The sequence below is a fragment of the Pseudomonas sp. GW821-FHT01A09 genome (genome assembly GCF_058986725.1).
The window spans coordinates 133,644-154,125 of the sequence record NZ_JBYSWB010000009.1 but is presented as its reverse complement, the minus strand read 5'-3'; the positions used below and the strand labels follow the sequence as shown (position 1 = coordinate 154,125).

At 55.0% G+C, this 20,482-nt stretch carries 16 protein-coding genes and 1 pseudogene; 8 read left to right on the top strand and 9 right to left on the bottom strand.

Annotation, left to right across the window (positions count from 1 at the left end; translation table 11 throughout):
* The first annotated feature begins 423 nt into the window (after positions 1-423).
* Together AC3WJP_RS13155 and AC3WJP_RS13150 are read left to right on the top strand one after the other, a co-directional pair.
* Positions 424-1,284, top strand: a complete 861-nt coding sequence (locus AC3WJP_RS13155; protein WP_493721805.1) for an SDR family oxidoreductase — start codon at positions 424-426, stop codon at positions 1,282-1,284.
* A 37-nt stretch (positions 1,285-1,321) separates the two neighbouring features.
* Positions 1,322-2,398, top strand: coding sequence for an aldo/keto reductase (locus AC3WJP_RS13150; RefSeq protein WP_493721742.1), 1,077 nt, complete (start codon positions 1,322-1,324; stop codon positions 2,396-2,398).
* 20 nt (positions 2,399-2,418) lie between these two features.
* On the opposite strand, the gene AC3WJP_RS13145 is transcribed toward AC3WJP_RS13150, so the two are convergent.
* The 5 genes from AC3WJP_RS13145 to AC3WJP_RS13125 form a co-directional block, all read right to left on the bottom strand.
* Positions 2,419-2,931, bottom strand: a complete 513-nt coding sequence (locus AC3WJP_RS13145; protein WP_493721804.1) for a phosphate-starvation-inducible PsiE family protein — start codon at positions 2,929-2,931, stop codon at positions 2,419-2,421.
* Between the two features lie 153 nt (positions 2,932-3,084).
* A complete protein-coding gene (locus AC3WJP_RS13140) occupies positions 3,085-3,510 on the bottom strand; it encodes an HhH-GDP family DNA glycosylase (RefSeq protein WP_493721741.1) in 426 nt (141 codons plus the stop codon).
* Between the two features lie 119 nt (positions 3,511-3,629).
* Complete coding sequence (locus AC3WJP_RS13135; protein WP_493721740.1) at positions 3,630-4,004, bottom strand: termination factor Rho; 375 nt, start codon at positions 4,002-4,004, stop codon at positions 3,630-3,632.
* 319 nt (positions 4,005-4,323) lie between these two features.
* On the bottom strand, positions 4,324-5,421 hold the full coding sequence (locus tag AC3WJP_RS13130; protein ID WP_493721739.1) for an alpha/beta hydrolase: 1,098 nt from the start codon (positions 5,419-5,421) through the stop codon (positions 4,324-4,326).
* 73 nt (positions 5,422-5,494) lie between these two features.
* On the bottom strand, positions 5,495-6,634 hold the full coding sequence (locus tag AC3WJP_RS13125) for a glutathione-independent formaldehyde dehydrogenase (RefSeq protein WP_493721738.1): 1,140 nt from the start codon (positions 6,632-6,634) through the stop codon (positions 5,495-5,497).
* A 389-nt stretch (positions 6,635-7,023) separates the two neighbouring features.
* Between AC3WJP_RS13125 and AC3WJP_RS13120 the strand changes: the two are divergent.
* Positions 7,024-7,348, top strand: a pseudogene (locus AC3WJP_RS13120) (SDR family oxidoreductase); the annotation flags it as partial.
* A 41-nt stretch (positions 7,349-7,389) separates the two neighbouring features.
* On the opposite strand, the gene AC3WJP_RS13115 reads toward AC3WJP_RS13120, so the two are convergent.
* Positions 7,390-9,147 (bottom strand): glycoside hydrolase family 15 protein, encoded by a 1,758-nt coding sequence (locus tag AC3WJP_RS13115; RefSeq protein WP_493721803.1) that lies wholly within the window; start codon positions 9,145-9,147, stop codon positions 7,390-7,392.
* 303 nt (positions 9,148-9,450) lie between these two features.
* On the opposite strand from AC3WJP_RS13115, the gene AC3WJP_RS13110 reads away from it, so the two are divergent.
* The 3 genes from AC3WJP_RS13110 to AC3WJP_RS13100 all read left to right on the top strand — a co-directional run bounded on the left by AC3WJP_RS13110 (position 9,451) and on the right by AC3WJP_RS13100 (position 13,661).
* Positions 9,451-10,350, top strand: a complete 900-nt coding sequence (locus tag AC3WJP_RS13110; RefSeq protein ID WP_493721737.1) for an SDR family oxidoreductase — start codon at positions 9,451-9,453, stop codon at positions 10,348-10,350.
* 783 nt (positions 10,351-11,133) lie between these two features.
* Positions 11,134-11,409 carry a response regulator gene (locus tag AC3WJP_RS13105; protein ID WP_493721802.1) on the top strand — a complete coding sequence of 92 codons (276 nt, stop codon included), beginning with the start codon at positions 11,134-11,136 and terminating at the stop codon, positions 11,407-11,409.
* A 350-nt stretch (positions 11,410-11,759) separates the two neighbouring features.
* Positions 11,760-13,661 (top strand): GAF domain-containing hybrid sensor histidine kinase/response regulator, encoded by a 1,902-nt coding sequence (locus tag AC3WJP_RS13100; protein ID WP_493721736.1) that lies wholly within the window; start codon positions 11,760-11,762, stop codon positions 13,659-13,661.
* 21 nt (positions 13,662-13,682) lie between these two features.
* Here the strand turns inward: AC3WJP_RS13100 and AC3WJP_RS13095 are convergent, their stop codons facing one another.
* Positions 13,683-14,828 carry a sensor histidine kinase gene (locus AC3WJP_RS13095; protein WP_493721735.1) on the bottom strand — a complete coding sequence of 382 codons (1,146 nt, stop codon included), beginning with the start codon at positions 14,826-14,828 and terminating at the stop codon, positions 13,683-13,685.
* Between the two features lie 503 nt (positions 14,829-15,331).
* Between AC3WJP_RS13095 and AC3WJP_RS13090 the strand changes: the two genes are divergently transcribed.
* Entirely contained in the window at positions 15,332-15,730 is a 399-nt protein-coding gene (locus tag AC3WJP_RS13090; protein WP_493721734.1) for a response regulator, read from the top strand.
* A 111-nt stretch (positions 15,731-15,841) separates the two neighbouring features.
* Here the strand turns inward: AC3WJP_RS13090 and AC3WJP_RS13085 are convergent, their stop codons facing one another.
* Both AC3WJP_RS13085 and AC3WJP_RS13080 read right to left on the bottom strand, forming a co-directional pair.
* Entirely contained in the window at positions 15,842-17,392 is a 1,551-nt protein-coding gene (locus AC3WJP_RS13085; protein ID WP_493721733.1) for a sensor histidine kinase, read from the bottom strand.
* A 239-nt stretch (positions 17,393-17,631) separates the two neighbouring features.
* On the bottom strand, positions 17,632-19,680 hold the full coding sequence (locus AC3WJP_RS13080) for a hybrid sensor histidine kinase/response regulator (protein WP_493721732.1): 2,049 nt from the start codon (positions 19,678-19,680) through the stop codon (positions 17,632-17,634).
* 405 nt (positions 19,681-20,085) lie between these two features.
* Between AC3WJP_RS13080 and AC3WJP_RS13075 the strand changes: the two genes are divergently transcribed.
* The gene (locus AC3WJP_RS13075; RefSeq protein ID WP_493721731.1) at positions 20,086-20,472 is read left to right on the top strand and encodes a response regulator; all 387 of its coding nucleotides are present in this window, start codon (positions 20,086-20,088) and stop codon (positions 20,470-20,472) included.
* Positions 20,473-20,482: the final 10 nt, after the last annotated feature.

Here is a 20,482-nt window from a genome sequence, read left to right as displayed (position 1 = left end):
TTTTCATCAGCAAGGTCTCCAATTTCGCTGCTGGAACATTGCCCTCAAATGCGGCAACCGTTTCTAGTGGACTTCAGCGAATGTCGGCCGGTTCGGTCTTTCTACGGGCACCTATTAAAATCGCACGCATATGTAACCTGCTGTCCCAGCAGACAGCCGGGTGCTTTGGCCCTAGGCACATCCGATTGAACTCACCTTCGCCAACCATCGTCTAGCGTAAAGGCCCGTTCTAGAGCCTCTGCACGGGTATTTCCATTCCCTAGACGACAAGGTACGCGTATGGACACTGACGACTTCAAGCCTTCCCGCCGCCATGTACTGCAAGGCGCCGCCGTTGCTGCTGCTCTGGGCGTTGCTCCCGCTGCAATGGCCCAAACCAGCACCACCACTGCGTCACCAACGCTTCTGCAAAATCCCCAGAACATGGGGTACCCGAAGCCGCCGTTCATTGAGCAAAAGCAGCCATGGCCAGGGCTGGCAGGCAAGATGAACCCTCGTCCAGATCACGGGGAAACCAGCTATCGCGGTAGCGGACAACTCACAGGCCGCCGTGCGCTCATCACAGGTGGCGACTCCGGCTTGGGCAGGGCCGCAGCTATCGCTTTCGCGCGCGAAGGCGCCGATGTGGCGATCAACTATCTGCCCGATGAAGAGCCCGATGCTCGCGAGGTCATCCAGCTCATTCGCGACGCAGGCCGAAAGGCTGTGGCATTGCCCGGCGACCTGCGCGACGCCGAGTTTTGCCGACGCCTGGTGCAGGATGCTCACACCGCCCTTGGCGGCCTGGACATTCTCGTCAACTGCGCCGGTCGCCAGCACAGCTACGACTCGATCCTGGACATCCCTGACGAGCAGTTCGACTGGACGCTTAAAACCAACCTCTACGCTCTGTTCTGGCTGTCCAAAGCAGCGGTGGCCGTAATGCCCGAAGGCTCGGCCATCGTCAATACCACGTCGGTCAATGCCTATGACCCGTCGAAGAATATCATCGACTATTCGTTGACCAAGGCCGGGATCGCCAACTTCACCAAGGGCTTGGCCAAGCAGGTTATCGACCGGGGTATCCGTGTGAATGCTATTGCTCCTGGGCCCTTCTGGACTGCACTGCAAGTCAGCGGCGGGCAGACGATGGAAAAGCTCAAGCAGTTCGGCAGCGACACGCCACTGAAGCGCCCGGGCCAACCTGCAGAGATCGCCGGGTTGTACGTGCAGCTAGCTTCAGCGCAATCGAGCTATGTCACAGGGCAGGTATTCGGCGCCAGCGGTGGGGCCGGCCAACCTTGATCCACGTTTGCTGCACGCCATTAAATTTGGAGGTCACATGCAATATCGACAGCTAGGCGACTCAGGCCTGCTCGTATCAGAAATAGTCCTAGGCACCGTTCCGTTTGGTGGCCGCGCCGAATTTGCCAAGTGCGGCGCGGTGGATGTCCCGACGGCCCAGCGCATGTTCGACATCGCTTTCGAATCCGGGGTAAACATGGTCGACACCGCCGACCTTTATTCCCATGGCCTCGCGGAAGAAGTGGTGGGCCAGGCGCTCGGTGAAAAGCGCAGTGACATCCTCTTGGCCTCCAAAGGACGTAGCCCGGTGGACAAGAACCCGAACAACTCCGGGTCATCGCGTTATCACCTGATTCGCGCGTGCGAGGCCAGCCTCAAGCGTCTTCGTACCGACCACCTGGATCTGTACCAGCTTCATAACTGGGATGGCCTCACGCCGGTTGAAGAAACCCTAGAGGCTCTGACTCACCTGGTCAGTTCAGGAAAGATCCGCTACTTCGGCACCAGCAATTTCACAGCCTGGCAAATGATGAAAACCTTGGGCAAAGCCGAGCTGAACGGCTTTCTGAAACCTATCACCCAGCAGATCTACTACACGCCCGAGTCGCGCGAAGCTGAGTATGAGTTACTGCCGCTGGCTCTGGATCAATCGGTGGGCACTCTGGTCTGGGCACCATTGGGAGAAGGCCTGCTGACGGGAACGACTCGTCGCGGGCAGAAGCCATCCGAAGCGCATCGCCAAGGTACCGATTGGCCGGAACCCTATGTTCATGATCAAGAGCGTGCGCTGGACATCATTGAAACGCTGGCAGCCGTCGGCGATGAACACGGTGTGTCCGTTGCCCGGGTTTGCCTCGCTTGGCTAAAGGATCGGCCTGGGATTACGTCGTTGATTGTGGGCGCTCGGACTGAGGAGCATCTGCGTGACAACCTGGCTGCAGTGGATCTGAAGCTGAGCCCCGAGCAGAAAGCGCGCATTGAAGCGGTCACCCGTCGACAGCCTCTTTACCCATACTGGCATCGCTTCACGGCAGGGATAGATCGCTTTGATGCGGCCGAACAGCCCTTCCTTGCCGAGCACCAAAAAACGATGGATGCTCGCAAGGACAAATAGCTGGTTGAGCGGGCCTCGAGTTAGTGAGGCCCGTGTCCCATGCCTGAGGGCTCGTCACTTGAGTTGGGCCTTCCAAGCATCATGCACACCGCCCCCAGCACCAGGGTGGCGAAGCCTAATGCGGCGATGGTTGTCGCCGAAGTGGTGGCGATATCAAGAATCACAAATTTTCGACTTAATGCCAGTAGAGCGATCAGGAGCACTGTGCGTACCTGCACGATACTGTCTTTCCTGAAGGCCGGACGGACAATTGAATGCTTGAACTCCATCGCAATCAGCACAGTGAATATTGAGCCAAAGAGCATCTGGAAGACGGCATGATCCAAGGGATCAATGGCACCGCTCGCCAGGAGGGTCAGCACCCGCCGACAAAGCTGAAGCATTGCCATGATGATCACTGCGGCGATTATCACGCCTAATGCGATAACGATGATCTGCTCAAACCGCTCGTAGGCGTTCATGAGTGACCATTGGGCTCGAAGGTTACCGAAGGTTGAATTCCGGACGTTGGTATCGCGCGCTTTTTGTTCCATGACCATTCGCTCCAAGGTGGTCTGTGAGACGACAAATGATGATCCTCTCTCAGTAAGGATCAACACCTTTTTTATGGGCAACAACGCTGATTTCAAGAGATTCACCTCACCAGCAGTTGCCCATGCCATTTCGACTGATAGCTCGCCTGGTCTTCACCCAGGCCACGCTTCTCGGATAAAGATTTCGGCCGTCTTAGGGCCAATCCCATCAAACGCCTGAAGGCGCACAGCGAGCTCGAGCTGATCGGCGCTTTCTCCCATGAGCTTCCTGACCTCGCCACCATAGTCTTTATTGATGCCGGCGCATAGCGCAGTCAGCCGAGTTGCCGTTGACTCATCGTAGCGGGCGTATCGCCCCTCTCCCAGCATCGATACCAGTTGCCGATGGGAACACGCAGACATTTTCTGCACTGTGTCTACCTGGTGTTTTTCGATGATCACTTGGTACGCCGCCTTGGCAATATGCTGCTGAATCCGTTTGCCGAACAGGAAGCTCGCAATCAGCCAGGCAAATAAATCCTTCTCGTGACGGCTTGCAGGATCAAGGCCTAGCTCCTGGGCGCCTATTTGATGTTGCATGGAATACCTCCTAACACGTGTATCGGGGCAAATGTCACCAAATCCGAACGCATCCCGGCAGTTGATTAGAGGCCCGCTACGTGGGCGGCGCAGTGCCGCCGCAGCGCAATGCAAGCACCCTACTGCCGCAATGCGCTGACCAGTTCGGCCTTCGACATTGTTGATCGTCCTGGAATATTTCGACTGCGCGCTTCCGTCAACAGGCTGGCTTTGGTCTGCGTTTCGAGGGAAGCCGAAGAGTCACGAGAGTGCCCCTGACGGGTCTTAGCCGCTCGCTTAGCAGTATCTGATTGAGCTTTATGCTTTCTGGAGACCGGCGTATTTTGCCCCGAGCCTCCGGATTTCTCGCCTCCGCCCGACTGTTTGTTCACGGTGGCCCAAGCTCGTCCCTCGGCTTGCGCCTTGGGCACCCCCTTTTGCTCATAGGATTCTTCGATTCGCTCAGCTTTGCGTTTCTGTTCTTCGGTGTATTTGTCTTTGCTTCCACGGGCCATGGCACCTACCTCCTCGCTTATTTGTATTGCTTACTAACATTGGGAATGTACGCGGCAAAAATGGCTCAAAGAAGTTAGTGGAAGCGATGGGCGAACAGCTAAGCCCAAGGTACCCGACACAACCAATGTAAATCCCCTCGAGCCAGAATCGTCGAGCGTAAAATAACGTCTTGAAGCCGCTTGTGCGGTATTGGGGGGTATCGCGCAACTGTTCCAGAGAGACTGGACATGCTGAGTTCAATTGGTACGCAGGCTGACATTGGAGGCGAAAGGCTCAGCGCGTATAGCTGAGCCATTCGACAAAGCGCCCATTAGAACTCTATTTCGCCAGATCGGCCTTGATGCGTTCACCTGCATAGGTCTGTGCTTCTTCAGCCTTTTGAACCACCGCAGCAGTGCCGAAAAACTCATGCGTCACACCGCTATAAACTTTTCGCTCAACGCTGTCGCCCGCCCCACGCAGAGCTAGCTCCAGCTGCGCCCCGTCATCACGTAACGGATCAATTTCCGCGTTGATGATGGTCACTGGCGGTAGGCCCTTGAGATCCGCATGCACCAGGTCTATACGGGGATCCTTGGCGTCTGCAGGACTTTTCGTCACGTGGGCAATAAACCACAACATCATCGGACGATTCAGAGGAATCGCATCAGCATACTTGAGATAGGACTCGGTTTCGGTACTGGACTGGGCTACCGGATACACAGCGAGGACGTGTTTAGGCGCGGTTAGTCCAGCCTTGTGGACGGCTACGGCAGTAGCGACCGCAAGGTTGCCCCCGGCGCTTTCACCAGCCAAGGCAAGACGCTTTGGATCGCCATTCAGTGCCCCGGCATTACTCGTCAACCAACGATAGGCGGCCACTGCGTCATCGTGCGCCGCAGGGAATTTGTTCTCTGGCGCCAGGCGGTAATCCACAGATACAACGATGGCATTGGCCTCTTTGGATAACCCGCGCGCGCCGCCGTCGTAAACCTTGCGATCCGCGAACACCCAGCCACCACCGTGAAAATAGAGAATGACTGGGAACGGGCCCGCCCCCTCGGGGGTGTATACCGTAGCGGGTAAAGAACCCGCTGCCCCGGGCACAGTGGTATCGCGGGTAGTAACACCAGGCACGAGTACGGTCGGCACGCTGTCTCTTTTCTGATCTGCCAAAACTCCCTTCACAGCATCGGCAATCGTCGGCTGAAGCCGCGCCTCAGTAGGCGTCGTTTTTTCTACAGCCTTGGCATCAAAACTTGCATATTTGTTCAGCACCTTCTGCATGTCCGAATCAGTGCGGAACATGCTTTTAGTCCCGCTCACAGCGAGCTCGGAGACAGAATGCTTTTCAGGGTCTCGTGCACACCCGGCCAGCAAGACGACGGCAGCAACAGCGGAGGCAAGCAACAGCATTTTGTTGTTAGATTTGATCATGTGTAGCTCCAAATAATCGTGGAAAAATCCGCCGTTAAGAACCCTCCTTTCCGGCCGATCCTTCCGAAAGAAATCATGCAGCAGGTTTGAGGATGACCTTTGTCCATCCTTCATCACGTGCGTCGAAATGCTTGTAGGCTTCAGGGCCTTGCTCAAGTTTTAGACTGTGAGAAATGATCTGCGAAGGGGATGCACGCCCGTGGTGAATAAGCTCGGCTAGGCGGCGGTTATAGGCTTTTACATTGGCTTGGCCGGTGCGCAACTGCTGCCCTTTAAACCAAAACGCGCCGAAGTCGAATGCCATCTTGCCTTCCTTCGCGAGCTCGTTTTTGGCACCAGGATCCTGCGGTACGAAAACTCCGACGGCGCCAATGCCACCCGTTGCCTTGGTCGAAGCAACAAGGTTGTTCATCGTGAGGTGGTTGGCCTCATGGCCATGGTTATCGCAGCACTGATAACCCACGCATTCACAGCCACGGTCAGTGCCCTTGCCGTGCGTAAGGTTGAGAATTTGATCAACCGCTTCCTGTTCGAGGAAGTTGATTGGGGTGGCTCCTAGCTTTGCGGCGAGCGCCAATCGATCCGGGTGGTTATCCACTACAAACACCTGGGACGCGCCCTTGATCATGGCCGAATGAGCAGCCATCAAGCCAACTGGGCCAGCGCCGTAGATGGCAATACTTTCGCCAGGGAGTAACCCGGCCAACTCAGTGGCATGCCACCCTGTTGGAAAAATGTCGGAAAGCATGACGTAGTCATCTTCCTTTTCCTGGGCATCTTCGGGGAGTACGAGGCAGTTAAAGTCGGCATAGGGGACACGCAGCAACTCAGCTTGGCCACCCTGATAGGGGCCCATCTCCGCAAAGCCATAGGCGGCACCAGCGCTGCCAGGATTGGCCGTCAAGCAAAACCCAGTAAGACCTTTTTCACAGTTCTCGCAGAAGCCACAGCCAATATTGAATGGCAGGCAGACCCGATCACCTATCTTGACCCGATCAACTCCAGCTCCAACCGCGATCACTTCTCCCAGATTCTCGTGGCCGAACACTCGGCCAGTCTCGAATGAGGTGCGCCCTTCGTACATATGCAAATCCGAGCCGCATATGTTCGTCGTGGTGACGCGCACAACAGCGTCAGTAGGTTTCTCGATTCTCGCGTCCGGGACATTTTGAATGCTGACGTCACGAGGGCCGTTATAGACGATTGCTTTCATTTCGTTCTCCTGGCGGGGCATGAATATTTCGCGTTGTGACGCAATATCAGTCCGGGAAGCCATGATCTTCGTTCAAGGAATATCAAATGGGAACGGACGAATGGGCTGTATCTTTTGTGCCATCGCCGATGAGGCGAGGGGGATAAGCCCTTGCCGAAAAATCTTGAATCGCTCGTCAATAAGCTCAATCGGAACCCTATGTAGCACCATTCATATGCAGGAACGCGATCATGAAAACTTATCCACTCCCTCCGTGTGACGACCAACCGCCACTTGCCCTGGCGGCCAGCAAAAGATGCACTCTGTTCCCGGCTGTGGCGAAGAGAGCTACGTCGGGAGTGGCCCGCCGGGTAGAGAAATGGCATTGATCACCGGTGCCAATAGCGGAATCGGTCGATTCAGATATCCCGACGCCGTCGGTGCTGGCCTACAGCACTAGCAAAGGCGCCATGGCCAATTCCACTGCCGGATTGGCCCAACTGCTCGATGAAAATGGGATTCCCATGAACAACGTGGCACGGGGCCCTCCTGGATACCGATGATCGTCCCCACCCTGTCGAGCGACGAGGTCAAATCTTCGGATCTCAGACTCCGCTCAAACGGCCGGGGCAACCGGTGGAGGTCGCCCCGATTCATGTGCTCTTCGCCTCTGATGAGTCCAGTTATGTATCTGGATCGCGGCTGGGCGTAACTGACGGTGAACCGATGCTGTAGAAGCCCGTTTAACGCTTGCGCGGTCGACCGACGGCAACGGGCTACAACGTTTGTTTGTCGCAACTAAACAATGTGGTTGCTGCACCTAGCAAGGCTAAATGGGTGAGGCCCTGAGGTAGATTTCCAAGATAGCTGCCGTCTTGGGGGTCAACCATTTCTGAATAGATCCCTACGCCTCGATCCAAACCGGCCACGGCCTCCAGGAACATTTCCTGCCCCTTCGACGCTTGCCCTGACAGCGCCAACGCTTCCGCTATCCAAAAGGTACATGCGAGGAAACATCCCTCTTCTTGATCTACGCCAGTATAGCGATAGTGGAATGCCCCATTCTTAAGCTCCGCATCCAATGCCTTCAGGGTGGCGCGCAGGCGCTCCGGGCGGGGAAGGCCGAAACGGACGGCCAATGCTATGGATGCATCCAATCCGTCGCTACCAGGATAGAACATGTAGGCTTGGCGAGACTTGCTCCAGCAGTGCTGATCGATCCACTCCAAAATTCGTCCACGCTCTCTATCCCATCGGTCGCAGCAGGTGGTTGGAAGGTGTCCATCGTTGGCCAACTCCACGGCCCGGCTCAGCGCTTGCCAGCAGCTGATCTTGGACATTGTGTAGTGCTGCTTTTCTGGAAGCTCCCACATTCCGCAATCCTTCTGCTGCCAGCCATCGGCGCAAACATCCGCAAGCTTCGACAGAATCATGGCGCTACGTGAATCCAGGATATTGCCCGTGCTCACGAACAATCGCGCAGTTTCAAAAATATCTCCGTATACCCCATGTTGAAACTGTTCTGCGGCGTCGTTCCCAATACGCACCGGAGAGTGTTTATAGCCGGGCAACTCAATGAATTTCGATACGGACGCCAACCCCCCATCCAGGGTGTAGCAGACATGAGGGCCATGCTCACCAAGGCGGTTGATGAGCCAGGTGAATGCCGCTTTGGCTTCCGGCTGGGCACCAATGCTCAGGAACGCGCCAATGGTGTAGCCCGCGTCACGCATCCAGGCAAACCGGTAGTCGTAGTTTTTATCACCACCGATACGCTCCGGTAACGACGTGGTCGCGGCAGCCATGATCGAGCCGCTCGACGAAGACAAGAGCAGTTTCAAGGTCAGAGCGCTGCGAGCCACCCGCTCTCTGTGTGGCCCCTCATAGACCAAACCCTTTGTCCATTGGCACCACTCCCGATCAGAGCCATCGATACGCTGATCAATAAGCGCAAGTGAAGGCCTTACCAGCGGCTCGTCCTGGCCTGCGATAATCGCAAGCACCTCTCTCTGCCCTTGGGTTATGCGAACAGTCGCACTAACGCCCAAATCATCCTCATGTTCAATATGGATGGCGTCGCCATGGAGGAACATGCCCAGCACGCGATCTACATGGAAGACTCGTCCATTGCCCGAGCTCGAAAGATAAGGGCGCACGGTGCCGGCCCGAGTGCCGAAGCGAATGTCGATCTTGAATTCAACGTCCCCCTCACGCCCTTCTAATCGCCTTGCAAGCTCAGCCCAGGGCAGCCGCCCCGCAGGGCCGCTATTGAGCGACTCGACCAAACTCGCCTCGCCACTATCGGTGATAAAGACCGATTCGAAGACATTGCTGTCAGGCATGTATCGACGTTCCACCCTGTAGTCAGCGGTCGGAGTAATGGAAAAAAAGCCACCTTCATTAGGAGAAAGGAGTCGGTCGAACAAGGGAGGCGAATCCATGTTGGGAACACACCACCAGTCGATGGAACCGTCCCAGCCCGTCAGCGCTACGGATCGTCCGTCTCCCAAAGCCGCGTAAGCTTCGAGAGGCAAATAACCTTGCTGGTCGCGCCGGGGAATGCCTGATTGGCGGAGAACACCTTGGGACTTATCCATACAACTCCAATGATCGTGGCAGCTCTCAGATCATCCGAGCGCTCGCAGAACCCTAATCCATTCAGCTAACGACTCCGTGCACGCCCACTTCGTTCTACAAATCACTCCAAATCGGCTGCCAGAAAGCAAAGCTATAGAAAAATGGAACGTTGCCCTTCGACGGCCTCTCAATTTTTACGTCGGTTTGAAACTGCGCAGAACGCGCAGCTTTTTTCATAGTTCAAGCGAGGGTAAGTCCGGATGGCTACCGAAAACCAATTCACTATGCAGAACCCCCTGACCCAATATCCTCGACCGGAATTTCCGAAGCAGCCGCAGTCTGCTCCTGGCACCGTGCACAAGATGCAGCCAGCCGCCGACCACGGTGAAACCAGCTACAAAGGCCTAGGGCGCATGGTCGGGCGCAAAGCACTGATCACCGGCGCCGACTCTGGCATCGGCCGCGCTGCCGCCATTGCTTACGCCCGAGAAGGTGCGGATATCGTACTCAACTACCTGCCGGAGGAAGAGTCCGACGCGCAGGAGGTGGTAAAATTGATTGAAGCGGAAGGTCGTAAAGCTATCACCGTGCCGGGTGACCTGAAGGATGAGGAATTCTGCAAATCTCTCATCACCAAGACCTTGGAAGCGCTGGGCGGTCTGGATGTACTGGTCAACGTTGCCGGCAAGCAGACGGCTGTCGAGGACATTCAAGAACTCACCACCAAACAGTTCGACGCAACTTTCAAGACCAATGTCTACGCCTTGTTCTGGCTATGCAAAGCGGCCTTACCGCACCTACCGGCGGGCGCGACGATTATCAATACCGCGTCGATCCAGGCGTATCAGCCGTCCGCGATGCTGGTGGATTATGCACCGACCAAATCTGCCATCGTCGCTTTCACCAAGGCGTTAGCAAAACAGGTCATCAGCAAAGGGATCCGAGTGAATGCCGTAGCGCCAGGGCCATTCTGGACGCCACTACAATCGAGTGGCGGGCAGCCGCAGGACAAAATTCCGGAATTCGGTTCTGAAACGCCCATGGGCCGCCCAGGGCAGCCGGCAGAATGCGCGTCTATTTATGTGTTCTTGGCAACTCAGGAATCCAGCTACATCACGGCAGAAGTATTTGGTGTCACCGGCGGCAATCCACTGCCCTAATCCTGCCCCTCCAAGCCCGGAATCTCGCATGGATGAGCCCGGGCTTTTTGTGGGGATCACGCTCCAGAGACTCTATTCGGATGCGCGCCACTCGGCAAAAACTTCAGGTAGCGCGCTTCGCGTTCAATGCACGATGGCATACCACGTTGGTGATACCTCGAGCTTCGGCGATCTTAACGATTTCGCCATAATCCGCTGGCCAGCCCTGAGCTTCGGATTCCGAGACTGCTCCAAACCTGAGCAGCACGTAACGCAATGCTGCATCTGGGGTCAAATGATCTACCTCCACGGTGCTGACGTATCGCCTCATCTTCCTGCTATAGCAAACCGTATAAGCCATCACGCGCCGCCTCCCAGCGTAGAAAAACGTGAAGAACGTTAGGGTATTACTCGGGTATTCAATGCCGCTGAGGCATCTGATCGCCTGTAGTGCTATCTGTGATATAGCAAGAACGCTGCCATCTGATTACAAGCACACCGCATTACAGCAGAGTCCTGCGCAGCAGCCTGGCGGCTTCCGACAGCGTCTGGGCTGTGGTCGCTAAGTAGGTGGGTTTCCGCTCGGTATCGGCAAATCCCCCGCGCGGGGCAAAAACGAAAAAACCCGCCTAAGCGGGTTGTTTTTACATACCAATACCATTCCAACTTCTTGTCGGCGGCTATCCGGGCCTGGTCGGTCTTCCATAACCCCCACAGGCATCCTTCATCTGCGGTTGGTGATCCAAATTTAAAGGTGTAGCGGTTGCTGGTAAAGGCCGGTTCTACGACACTTGATGTAAGCTCCTGGCCATAGCGGTAAAGATTGTCGACGCAGGGCTTATCTACTACATACTTGAGACTGAGCACTTCAATGTCGTCCCGGTGGAAACAGCTAACGACGCCTCGCGGCATCTCCAAAACCACCAAGGAAAGATTGATCTCACTTTCTCAGATATCCACATGCCTGGAGGTCTGAATGGGGTTGAGCTAGTGAACATGGCCGATAGGCGATGGCCACATATTCCTGTCATCCTATCCTCTGGAGCAAGCCGTTTACTGCGCGCCAATCTTCGTCGCTAAGCCTTGACACTCGCGTGAGATCGGTGTTTTTTTTGCAGGCGTGCCTTGGCAGTTAGGCTTTGATAGGCCTCTGAGGTTTAGTGATCAATCATACGTTGGGGGACTGAAGCCCCGGTTTGGCGATGAGCGGTACCGACCAGCTACAGATGCTATGCAATTCCAGTAGCAGAGCCAATTCCGTGCGGTTAGCATTGGATGTCCGTATCCAGCTGGGGGAAGGCTGTAGTGTTGCCTTCGCCTGATATTTCTCGGCTTGGATCTCATCCAAGGTCTGGGTTTGATCGACCAAAGCGACGCCCGCCGGCATACCCTGCCATGGCGTAAGTTCGACTTCAGTACATGGAGATACCATGCCGAGCCCGAGTGCAGTCCCGATAGAGACGCCAGCTAGCGCCCCCCCCTTGATTGCGACCAACCACGTATCCGATATAGAACTGCTGCACAGCATCAGTGTTGCCCTCATAGCAGAACATGATCGCGAGACGCTCTACGGAAAGATTGTAGAAGCAGCAGTGGCTATCACCGGCTCCCAATTTGGCACGATGCAGTTGCTTTGTCCTGACGACCATAGCTCGGGCCATGGTGGTGAGCTCAAACTCCTATGCTCTCGTGGATTGCCGTCTGAAGCTGTGGGATTTTGGCAATGGGTTAATCCCAAGGCCCTGAGCAGCTGCACCCAAGCGTTGAAATTCGGTAAGCGTGCGCTCATACCCGATTTTGAACAATGGCCTGAAATTGCTGGCACCGAAGACTTGATGGCTTTTCGTCGTGCAGGCATACGCTCCGCGCAGACAACCCCATTGCTGGCACGGGACGGCCAGCTTTTGGGCATGATCTCGACCCATTGGAGCTTTCCCCATCACCCATCGGAGCGCGACCTCAGGCTACTCGACATCCTAGCTCGGCAGGCGGCTGACCTCTTAGAACGTGTCAGCGATGAGGAGACGCTACGCACGCGCGAGCACGAGTTGGAGGCCATGTGTCGAAAGTTGCTGATCAGCGAGGAGCGTCAACGCCAAACGGAATCCAGACTCATCAGTCTGAATGAGACGTTGGAAGAACGCGTTTCGGCGCGCACTGATGAGCTGATGCACGCCGAAGGGAAGCTACGCCAGGCTCAGAAGATGGAAGCCGTTGGCCAACTCACTGGGGGTCTCGCTCACGACTTCAATAACCTGCTTGCGGGGATCTCTGGCGCGTTGGAGCTGATGGAGCGCCGCATCTCGCAAGGACGGATAAGCGAAGTCGGTAAATACATGGCAGCCGCTCAAAGTGCTTCGAAGCGCGCGAGTTCGCTTACCCATCGGTTACTCGCGTTCTCCCGGCAGCAGACTCTCGATCCGCGCCCTGTATGTGTCAACTCGCTTCTCTATGGAATGGTCGATTTGGTGCAACGCACTGTCGGGCCCGGGATTCGTATCGAAGCTAAAGGCGGCGACGATTTATGGCCAGCATTTGTGGATGTCAGCCAGTTGGAAAATGCTTTGTTGAATCTGTGCATTAATGCGCGCGATGCCATGCCACGTGGAGGTAGGATCACGCTAGAGACGTCAAATCAATGCGTTGACGCGGCGGCTTCCCAGACACTGGAGATCGCGGAAGGCGATTACCTATGCATGTGCGTGACGGATACGGGCGCCGGCATGCCTCCCGAGGTTATGGCCCGCGCATTCGAACCGTTTTTCACCACCAAGCCGATTGGTGAGGGCACGGGGCTTGGCCTCTCGATGATTTTTGGCTTTGCCCAGCAATCAGGTGGTCAAGTCCGGATACGTTCGAAGATAGGCGAAGGCACCTCGGTGTGCATGTACCTGCCAAGGCACTACGGTGATATAACGCCTGATTCAGCCGTCGGGTTATCTCCGAAATCAGAGATGACACGCAAAGCAGAAACAGTGCTGCTGGTGGACGATGAGCCCACAGTTCGGATGCTTCTCGCAGATTCTCTCATTGAGCTTGGCTATACCGTCATAGAGGCAGCTGACAGCTCTGCGGGCCTAAAACTCCTAAGCTCTGATATGCACTTCGATTTGCTGATCACGGACGTAGGTTTACCCGGCGGGATGAATGGACGGCAAATGGCCGATATAGGCTCGGCACTAAGACCAGGCCTAAAAACGTTGTACATCACAGGTTATGCGGAAAGCGCTGCTCTCGGCCATTCGCTACTCAAGCCCGGGATGGACGTGTTGGCCAAGCCATTTCCAGTTCAAGCATTGGAGCTACGTGTACGTGAGATGTTATCCGAATAGTGATCCTTAATGCAGGGTTTCTCATTTTTTTTGCTCTAGATGTATGCAGCTACGGGAAGCAAACGTCACCTTGCACTGAGCACCAGGACGCAAGTTAGCAAACTCCACTGTGGCCCCGATTTGCATGGCCAGTGATGAAATGATCCTCATGCCTAATGACCTGTGCTTTCTCTCCTCGAATCCTTTTGGGAGTCCCAAACCGGCATCCGACACCGTCAGAATGATCTCTCGATCCAATGCTTTGAACTCGATTACTACGGCACCCGCAGTTGTACCAGGGTAGGCATACTTCAATGAGTTAGTGATCAACTCGTTCAAGATCAGTGCCAACGGAATGGCCGTATCCATAGGCAGCATTAGTGATGAAAGGCGTGAAGTGAATGTCACCCCCTTAGGGGAGGTGGCCTTGACTCCCGCAATGACTTCACTTAGATAGGCTGCTGAATCAACAGCATCCACTTTATCGCCATGGTACAGCTTTTCATGCACGGCAGCCACGCTCATGATTCGCCGCGCCGTATCTAGCAATGCACTACGCGCGCCCTCGTCTGCCACCTGCCGAATTTGAAGTTGAATCAAGCTCACGATCAAATGAAGATTGTTCTTAGTTCGGTGATTTACTTCGGCCAGAAGCATTTCTTGCTGTTGAAGGAGCCTGGTCTTGTGCTTCAGTGATTTGCGAAGCTCCATCTGAGCCATCACCTGAGCCGCCAGTGTGCGCAGTGCGAGCCTTTGATCATCGGTCAACTCTCGCGGTTTTTTATCCAGGATGCACAACGTGCCGATGCCAACACCCTCCGGCGTTTCCAGAAGGCACCCCGCGTAGAATCGCAACCCCTCGGATGCATTGACTAACGGGTTCTCGCACGTCCGGGGGTCGTCACGCAGGTCACGAATGACGGTGACACCCGGCTGCAAAAGTACGTGCTTGCAGATCGAGACATCGATATCTGTCTCCCTGATACCCAGACCTACCTCCGCTTTGAACCACTGGCGGTGTGCCTCGATCAGGTTGACTACCGAAATGGGCGCATCACAGATCTTGGCAGTAAGCCTTACCAGATCATCGAAGTCTGATTCCCTTGGGGTGTCTAGGATGTCATAACTATGGAGCGCGGCTACCCTGGCACTGGAATCATGCGGCTCGAAGTCTTGGCTCTGAAGCATTAGTCCTTCCTTCAATAGGGAGCGCCACCGGGCAATCTGATTGGCGCGCGAAAGGTAGGTAGACACACGGCTCAGGCAAAACGTGCCAGCCAGAGTACGATTATGCTATCGCGCAGCACCAAAAAGGCAAAAGACCACTTGCAGGGGGGCTATGCGGCAGACGTGTTGCTCCGAATAATCGCCCCAGATTTCGATATGGCCAGCTCGCCGGGATCCATTGGCGCTGGGCCACAATGTGGCTATCTAGCCCCGATTAAGGGAAACCAGTGTCCCAGCTCCCTCAACACAGTCAACCCGGAGGCGATCTTGACGACGTGCGCAACGATTAGGTAGACATGAAAAGCGGTATAGCAGCAGATTAGCGGCGCATCGTCTTAACTACATGCGAGCTACCGATTTTTATCTTCTGAACGGCTCAACTATTTTATGAATTACCAGTCGAGGATCGGTTCAATAGATTATGTGCGTGTGAATCACGCAGTTTTTGCATATGAGAACTCCTTATGGCTTCTATCTCGCACCCTCCAAACCCCGCCGTTCAGACAATTCTGGTTGTCGAGGACGAAGCGGTGATCAATGATCTGCTATGCGACGTGCTGGAAGGCGAGGGATTTGATGTCGTGGCTACAGCCAATGCCGATGACGCTCTGAAACATCTCGTTCAGGCATCATCTGGCGTTTCGCTGATACTGACTGATATCAACATGCCAGGCGCCATCAATGGCGCAGAACTGGCCAACCATGCCATCAAGACGTGGCCGGCCATTCCCATCATTGTCATGTCGGGTCTAGAGAATCTACAGAGCATGAGTATAAGCGCGGATGTCGTATTCATGCGCAAGCCATTCGGCATGACAGAAATGGTGCGCAAGGTTCAGAGGGCATTGATTAGTCGAGGGTGAGGCCGATACGTACCATAAGTCAAAGAGGTGGAACGGCAAAACGGCCGAGCCGAATAGCGCTACCTTGGAGGCGGGATAGCTACCACCGATGGATTGAGCGGGGGCACCCTTTCAGCCTAGCTTGAAGCGGACGTGGATTGTGCTGGTCTGTACCGATCTGTCGACCGTAACGGCGTCCTTCCCATAGCCAGAGTAACTTTTGACCAACCTCATCCCCAATCCGGTACCGCTGGCTTTAGGGTAGGAATCTGGGAAGCCATCTCCCTCATCGGACACGGTGATCAGAGCGTGATCATTTGCATTTTTTACGGCGACGGTGATCGTGCCCTTCCCATACTTCAGAGAGTTTGTGATCAGCTCGGAAATGATTAGCCCGAGAGGTGCCATACGTTCTGGCGATAGATTAAAAGAGTCTAAGCTCAACGCGATTCTTCTTTCACCAAATGCTTTGCCGATATCAGAAAGCAATGCTTCAAGATAATCTACTGCGTCAACGGTTTGCGCGCTCGAGCTTTTATATAGCCGCTCGTGTACGTTGGCTATAGTAACCACGCGGGCTGCAGCGGTCTGAAGCTGAAATTTGACCGCATCTTCCAGCGCAAGGTTAGCCTGCAGCAGCAAGGTATTAACCAGATGCAGGCTGTTCTTCACTCGATGATGGATCTCCTCAAGATGCAGATCCGTGGCACTCAGCTTGTTGTTTTGCAATTCAATGAGCGATGCCAGCTGCGCCTCGTGCTTGTGGCGTTCAGTGATATCCCGGGATACCGCGATGATTTTTTCAACCTTATTGGCTGTTCCAAAGATAGGTGCCACCGTTACGTCCCACCACCGAGGTTCGCCTTTTGCGGTAGGGCAATAGGACTCGAACCTTACAGACTCCCCGGCTGATACCTGGCGCAGTGCGTTGATGACCGCGCCTTTTGATTCCTCTGGCCATAACTGCACCCATGGCAATCCGTAAACCTCATCACGGTTATCGATCTCCATTTGGCACAGGCCCTTCTCGTTGAAGAACTCGAGCTCACCGTCGGCAGACATGATTTTCACGCAGTCTGGACTCGAGTTAAGAATACTCTCGGAATATAGACTGTGGCCCAGCGAGTCCCCTTGTATGGCTATACGTTCCACTGCCATGGCAATGATATTGGCGATCCCTTCCATGAACACAACATCAGTCTCGATGAAGTCTTCGCCGTCGCTGCTGTCGGCCTCCAGAACCCCATAGGGTGTGCTGGTACCCCGAATAGGGACATTGATGGCCCGTTCGATCCCATACTTCTCAAGAAGCGATGGTGTTCGGAATCGATGCTCCTGGCCCAAGTGATTAGAAATAACAGGGCGCTCAGTCGCATAGGCATAACCCGCAGGACTGCTATCATCTGCACCCACCGTGGCCACACCAATGTCTGATAAATCCCAACCTACGCCATAGGCCAAGAGAAAATCAGCCCCTTCCGGGCGCGGTCTGAGGATCTTTGCAAATCGGGTGTGCATCCCTTGAGCGACAACGGCACATGCTTGCCGTAAAAACGCCTCAATGTCATCCGTCCTCAGAGACCTGACGCCGAACTCAACAACCAGCTCGTGCTGTTTCCGAAGCCGGCTGGGAGAAATCTGCAGGGCTGTCCGAACCGTTTCATCCGGTGACATTTCTTGCATTTGGCATGTTCCAAAGGAAAGGTGGCGGGGGATCACGCTTGATGGTGTCCATCACAGATGCCCTATACATTTTCCAGGCAGATGTACAAGTTAACACAACCACAATCTACACAACTGCTAGACCTGGGCACTGCATCCTTGTGAACATCTTGATCCATTAGGCGTTGGAACATAGAAACAGACGCCAAGGTCGTGAGGTAGACAGGTTTGACAGGTCAAGTGGATTTAGAGCCACCATCTCACCGTCTATTGACCAACACGTTCACACGGGACGTTAGCGCCTCTAAAGCAAAGGGCTTGGTAAGAACCTCGGTGAAGGGCTCCAGATGGCTGTTCTCCAGTGCATTGCTCTGGGCGTATCCGGTTATGAACAGAACAGGCAAGCCGGGTCGGCACTTCCGCCCAACCTCCGCCATTTGCCGGCCATTCATTCCCCCGGGAAGGCCTACATCTGAAACCAACATATCGATGCGCACGTCAGACTCCAGCAATAGTAAACCCGCTTTGCTATCGATTGCTTCGAGGACGGTATATCCCAGGCCGGTGAGCACCTCGGTAACGAGCATGCGAATGGATGGCTCATCTTCAACGATTAAAATAGTCTGACCGGCTTTGCCATGAAGGGTATGAGGGAAAGCTTCATCCCTCGAGTTCGGCGCCGCGTGATGTCGGGGCAGATAGAGGGAGACCGTAGTGCCTTTGCCTTCTTGCGAGTCTATCTTGACGCTCCCACCCGACTGCTTGGCGAAACCGTAAACCATGGACAATCCGAGGCCGGTGCCCGCTCCCAATGGTTTGGTGGTGAAGAACGGTTCAAACGCCTTCGCGACGATATCCGGTGCCATCCCTAACCCAGAGTCGGTGACCGATATCAGGACGTAATCACCTGAATCAAGATTTAGATCCGCAATCATTTGGGCGTCACTGTGCATATTTGACGTCTGGATCGTGATGTTACCGCCGCTTGGCAATGCGTCACGGGAATTGATGCAGAGGTTTACCAGAGCGTTCTCAAACTGCGCAGGGTCAACAAGCGCACTCCATGAGTCTGCCGCGAACTGAGCCCTTACATTGATAGCTGGCCCTACGGATCGGCTGACCAACTCCTCCATGCCACCGATCAAAGCCTTGAGATCAGTAGGAACAGGGGCAAGGGTCTGCCGACGAGAAAATGCAAGCAAGCGGTGAGTTAGCGCTGCCGCCCGCTGGGCGGCATTCTGAGCAACCCCTAGGTAACGCTCGACATCGCTCAAACGCCCTTGACTGAGCCGCAACCTTATCAGCTCATGACTTCCGCTAATCCCAGCAAGCAGATTGTTGAAGTCGTGGGCGACTCCACCACTCAATTGACCTACGGCTTCCATTTTTTGAGATTGCCGAAGCGCCGCTTCCGCCGCCTCGCGCTCCCTCACCGCTAAGGCCACTCGATCCTCAAGGGTATGGTTCAAGTCCTTGAGCGCAATTTCGGCGTTTTTCCGGTCAGTTACATCTACTGAAGATCCGATCAAACCGATGACCTGCCCCTCTTTATCAAGGAGTGGAGCTTTCACGGAGAGCCAAGTAGTGGCAGTGCCGTCAGGCATATCCACCTGCTCCTCGACCTGCTCGCTTATGCCTGTACGCATAATGCGCTGATCATTCTCCATGACGAGCCTGGCTTGATCCCCATCGTTGAGGAATTCGATGTCGGTCTTACCCAAGTAAAATAGAGGCGGCTTGCCTATCAGATCGGTTGCGCCTTGATTAGCTACCAACATCCGCCCATCCAAATCTTTGGCATACACCACACCCGGTACAGCGGCTATAAAGGTCTGGAGCAGCGCCGAGACGCGATCACGTTCCGCTTCGGCCACCCGACGCGCTTGAATGTCCAACAGAACGCCCGGGAAGCGAATCGCCTGGCCATCTTCCGCTAGTTCCGCGCGCCCGTTGGCCTCTATCCAGCGATACACACCATCATGCTGCATTACCCGATAATCACACCGGTATGGCCCACCTCGCGCCATTGCTTCGTATATAGCCTCCTGAACTCTCTCGCGGTCGTCTGGGTGTATAGATTCCGTGACTTTGTGCAGAGGAAGCCCGCTCAGGCACTCCTGAAATGACAGCCCAAATGAGCGTGCAAAGCGCTCGTCGGCCACAAAATGGTCATTGGGGATATCCCAAACCCACGTCCCAATGATTGCCCCTGCGTCGAGAGCCAGCTGTAACCGCTCTGTCGCCGCGTTGGCAGCCAATTCTGGCTGGTTCGGTGTCTCCGCGTGGCGGTGTTCTGGGAGATGAGTCATGGGTAGGGCACTTAACTCTCGCGACGGCGTGCAAAGTTTGACGGAAATGACTGAGGCTTACACCACAGATCGCTCGGGAGGACATTACCCGGGCTTTGTGCCACTTCTCAGCCTCCATCCGATGCTCTGACCGCATGCGCGGCGTAGCCGTTCCACAAAATGGCGAAAATGCAGGCCGATTGCCAGCATACAGCAGGACGATTTGCAAAAGCTTTAGTGTTCATCCGACATGGATCAAGGGTGTGGAGATCCGCTTCAAACCGCGAGACTGGCGAATTGTAACGCCACCCAGGGTCATAAAGCAGACTTGGAGCCCCCGGCGACTTCCGCTCGAAGCATTTATCATTCAAGCTCTGAAGTCGGAGCATTGAGCAGTTTGGTAGGAACTCTACATGGAATTTGCGAATGGTCAGTGATCCTGACGACTTGGGTTTACTCAACGGGCCTGTAGTCATAATCGAAGATGATGATTTGATGCGAAGTCTTCTGCTGGAGGTTTTCACCGAGCTTGGCGGCGACTGCAAGGCTTTCATCACCGCTGATGATGCGTTGATTCACCTGCTCCAGGCCAGTCAAGCTCCAACGCTCATCGTCACCGACTACACCCTTCCCGGTCAGCTGGATGGACGAGAACTTGCGCTGATGGCCAATCAACGATGGCCAGCGGTGCCTATCTTATTGATCTCAGGCTATGGCTCAGAGATCGCTGGCGGCCTACCAGAGCGCATCGCCTTCCTGCAGAAGCCATGGTCGGTTGAGCAACTGGTGAGACTCGTTCGTCAGACCGGATGAGCCCAACTTC

What these genes read in the sequence shown, in the direction of transcription:
- AC3WJP_RS13155 (WP_493721805.1), top strand. Translation starts at nt 424, where the DNA reads ATGGGGTACCCGAAGCCGCCGTTCATTGAGCAAAAGCAGCCATGGCCA.
- AC3WJP_RS13150 (WP_493721742.1), top strand. Translation starts at nt 1,322, where the DNA reads ATGCAATATCGACAGCTAGGCGACTCAGGCCTGCTCGTATCAGAAATA.
- AC3WJP_RS13145 (WP_493721804.1), bottom strand. Translation starts at nt 2,931, where the DNA reads ATGGAACAAAAAGCGCGCGATACCAACGTCCGGAATTCAACCTTCGGT.
- AC3WJP_RS13140 (WP_493721741.1), bottom strand. Translation starts at nt 3,510, where the DNA reads ATGCAACATCAAATAGGCGCCCAGGAGCTAGGCCTTGATCCTGCAAGC.
- AC3WJP_RS13135 (WP_493721740.1), bottom strand. Translation starts at nt 4,004, where the DNA reads ATGGCCCGTGGAAGCAAAGACAAATACACCGAAGAACAGAAACGCAAA.
- AC3WJP_RS13130 (WP_493721739.1), bottom strand. Translation starts at nt 5,421, where the DNA reads ATGATCAAATCTAACAACAAAATGCTGTTGCTTGCCTCCGCTGTTGCT.
- AC3WJP_RS13125 (WP_493721738.1), bottom strand. Translation starts at nt 6,634, where the DNA reads ATGAAAGCAATCGTCTATAACGGCCCTCGTGACGTCAGCATTCAAAAT.
- AC3WJP_RS13110 (WP_493721737.1), top strand. Translation starts at nt 9,451, where the DNA reads ATGGCTACCGAAAACCAATTCACTATGCAGAACCCCCTGACCCAATAT.
- AC3WJP_RS13100 (WP_493721736.1), top strand. Translation starts at nt 11,760, where the DNA reads ATGCCGAGCCCGAGTGCAGTCCCGATAGAGACGCCAGCTAGCGCCCCC.
- AC3WJP_RS13095 (WP_493721735.1), bottom strand. Translation starts at nt 14,828, where the DNA reads ATGCTTCAGAGCCAAGACTTCGAGCCGCATGATTCCAGTGCCAGGGTA.
- AC3WJP_RS13090 (WP_493721734.1), top strand. Translation starts at nt 15,332, where the DNA reads ATGGCTTCTATCTCGCACCCTCCAAACCCCGCCGTTCAGACAATTCTG.
- AC3WJP_RS13085 (WP_493721733.1), bottom strand. Translation starts at nt 17,392, where the DNA reads ATGCAAGAAATGTCACCGGATGAAACGGTTCGGACAGCCCTGCAGATT.
- AC3WJP_RS13080 (WP_493721732.1), bottom strand. Translation starts at nt 19,680, where the DNA reads ATGACTCATCTCCCAGAACACCGCCACGCGGAGACACCGAACCAGCCA.
- AC3WJP_RS13075 (WP_493721731.1), top strand. Translation starts at nt 20,086, where the DNA reads ATGGTCAGTGATCCTGACGACTTGGGTTTACTCAACGGGCCTGTAGTC.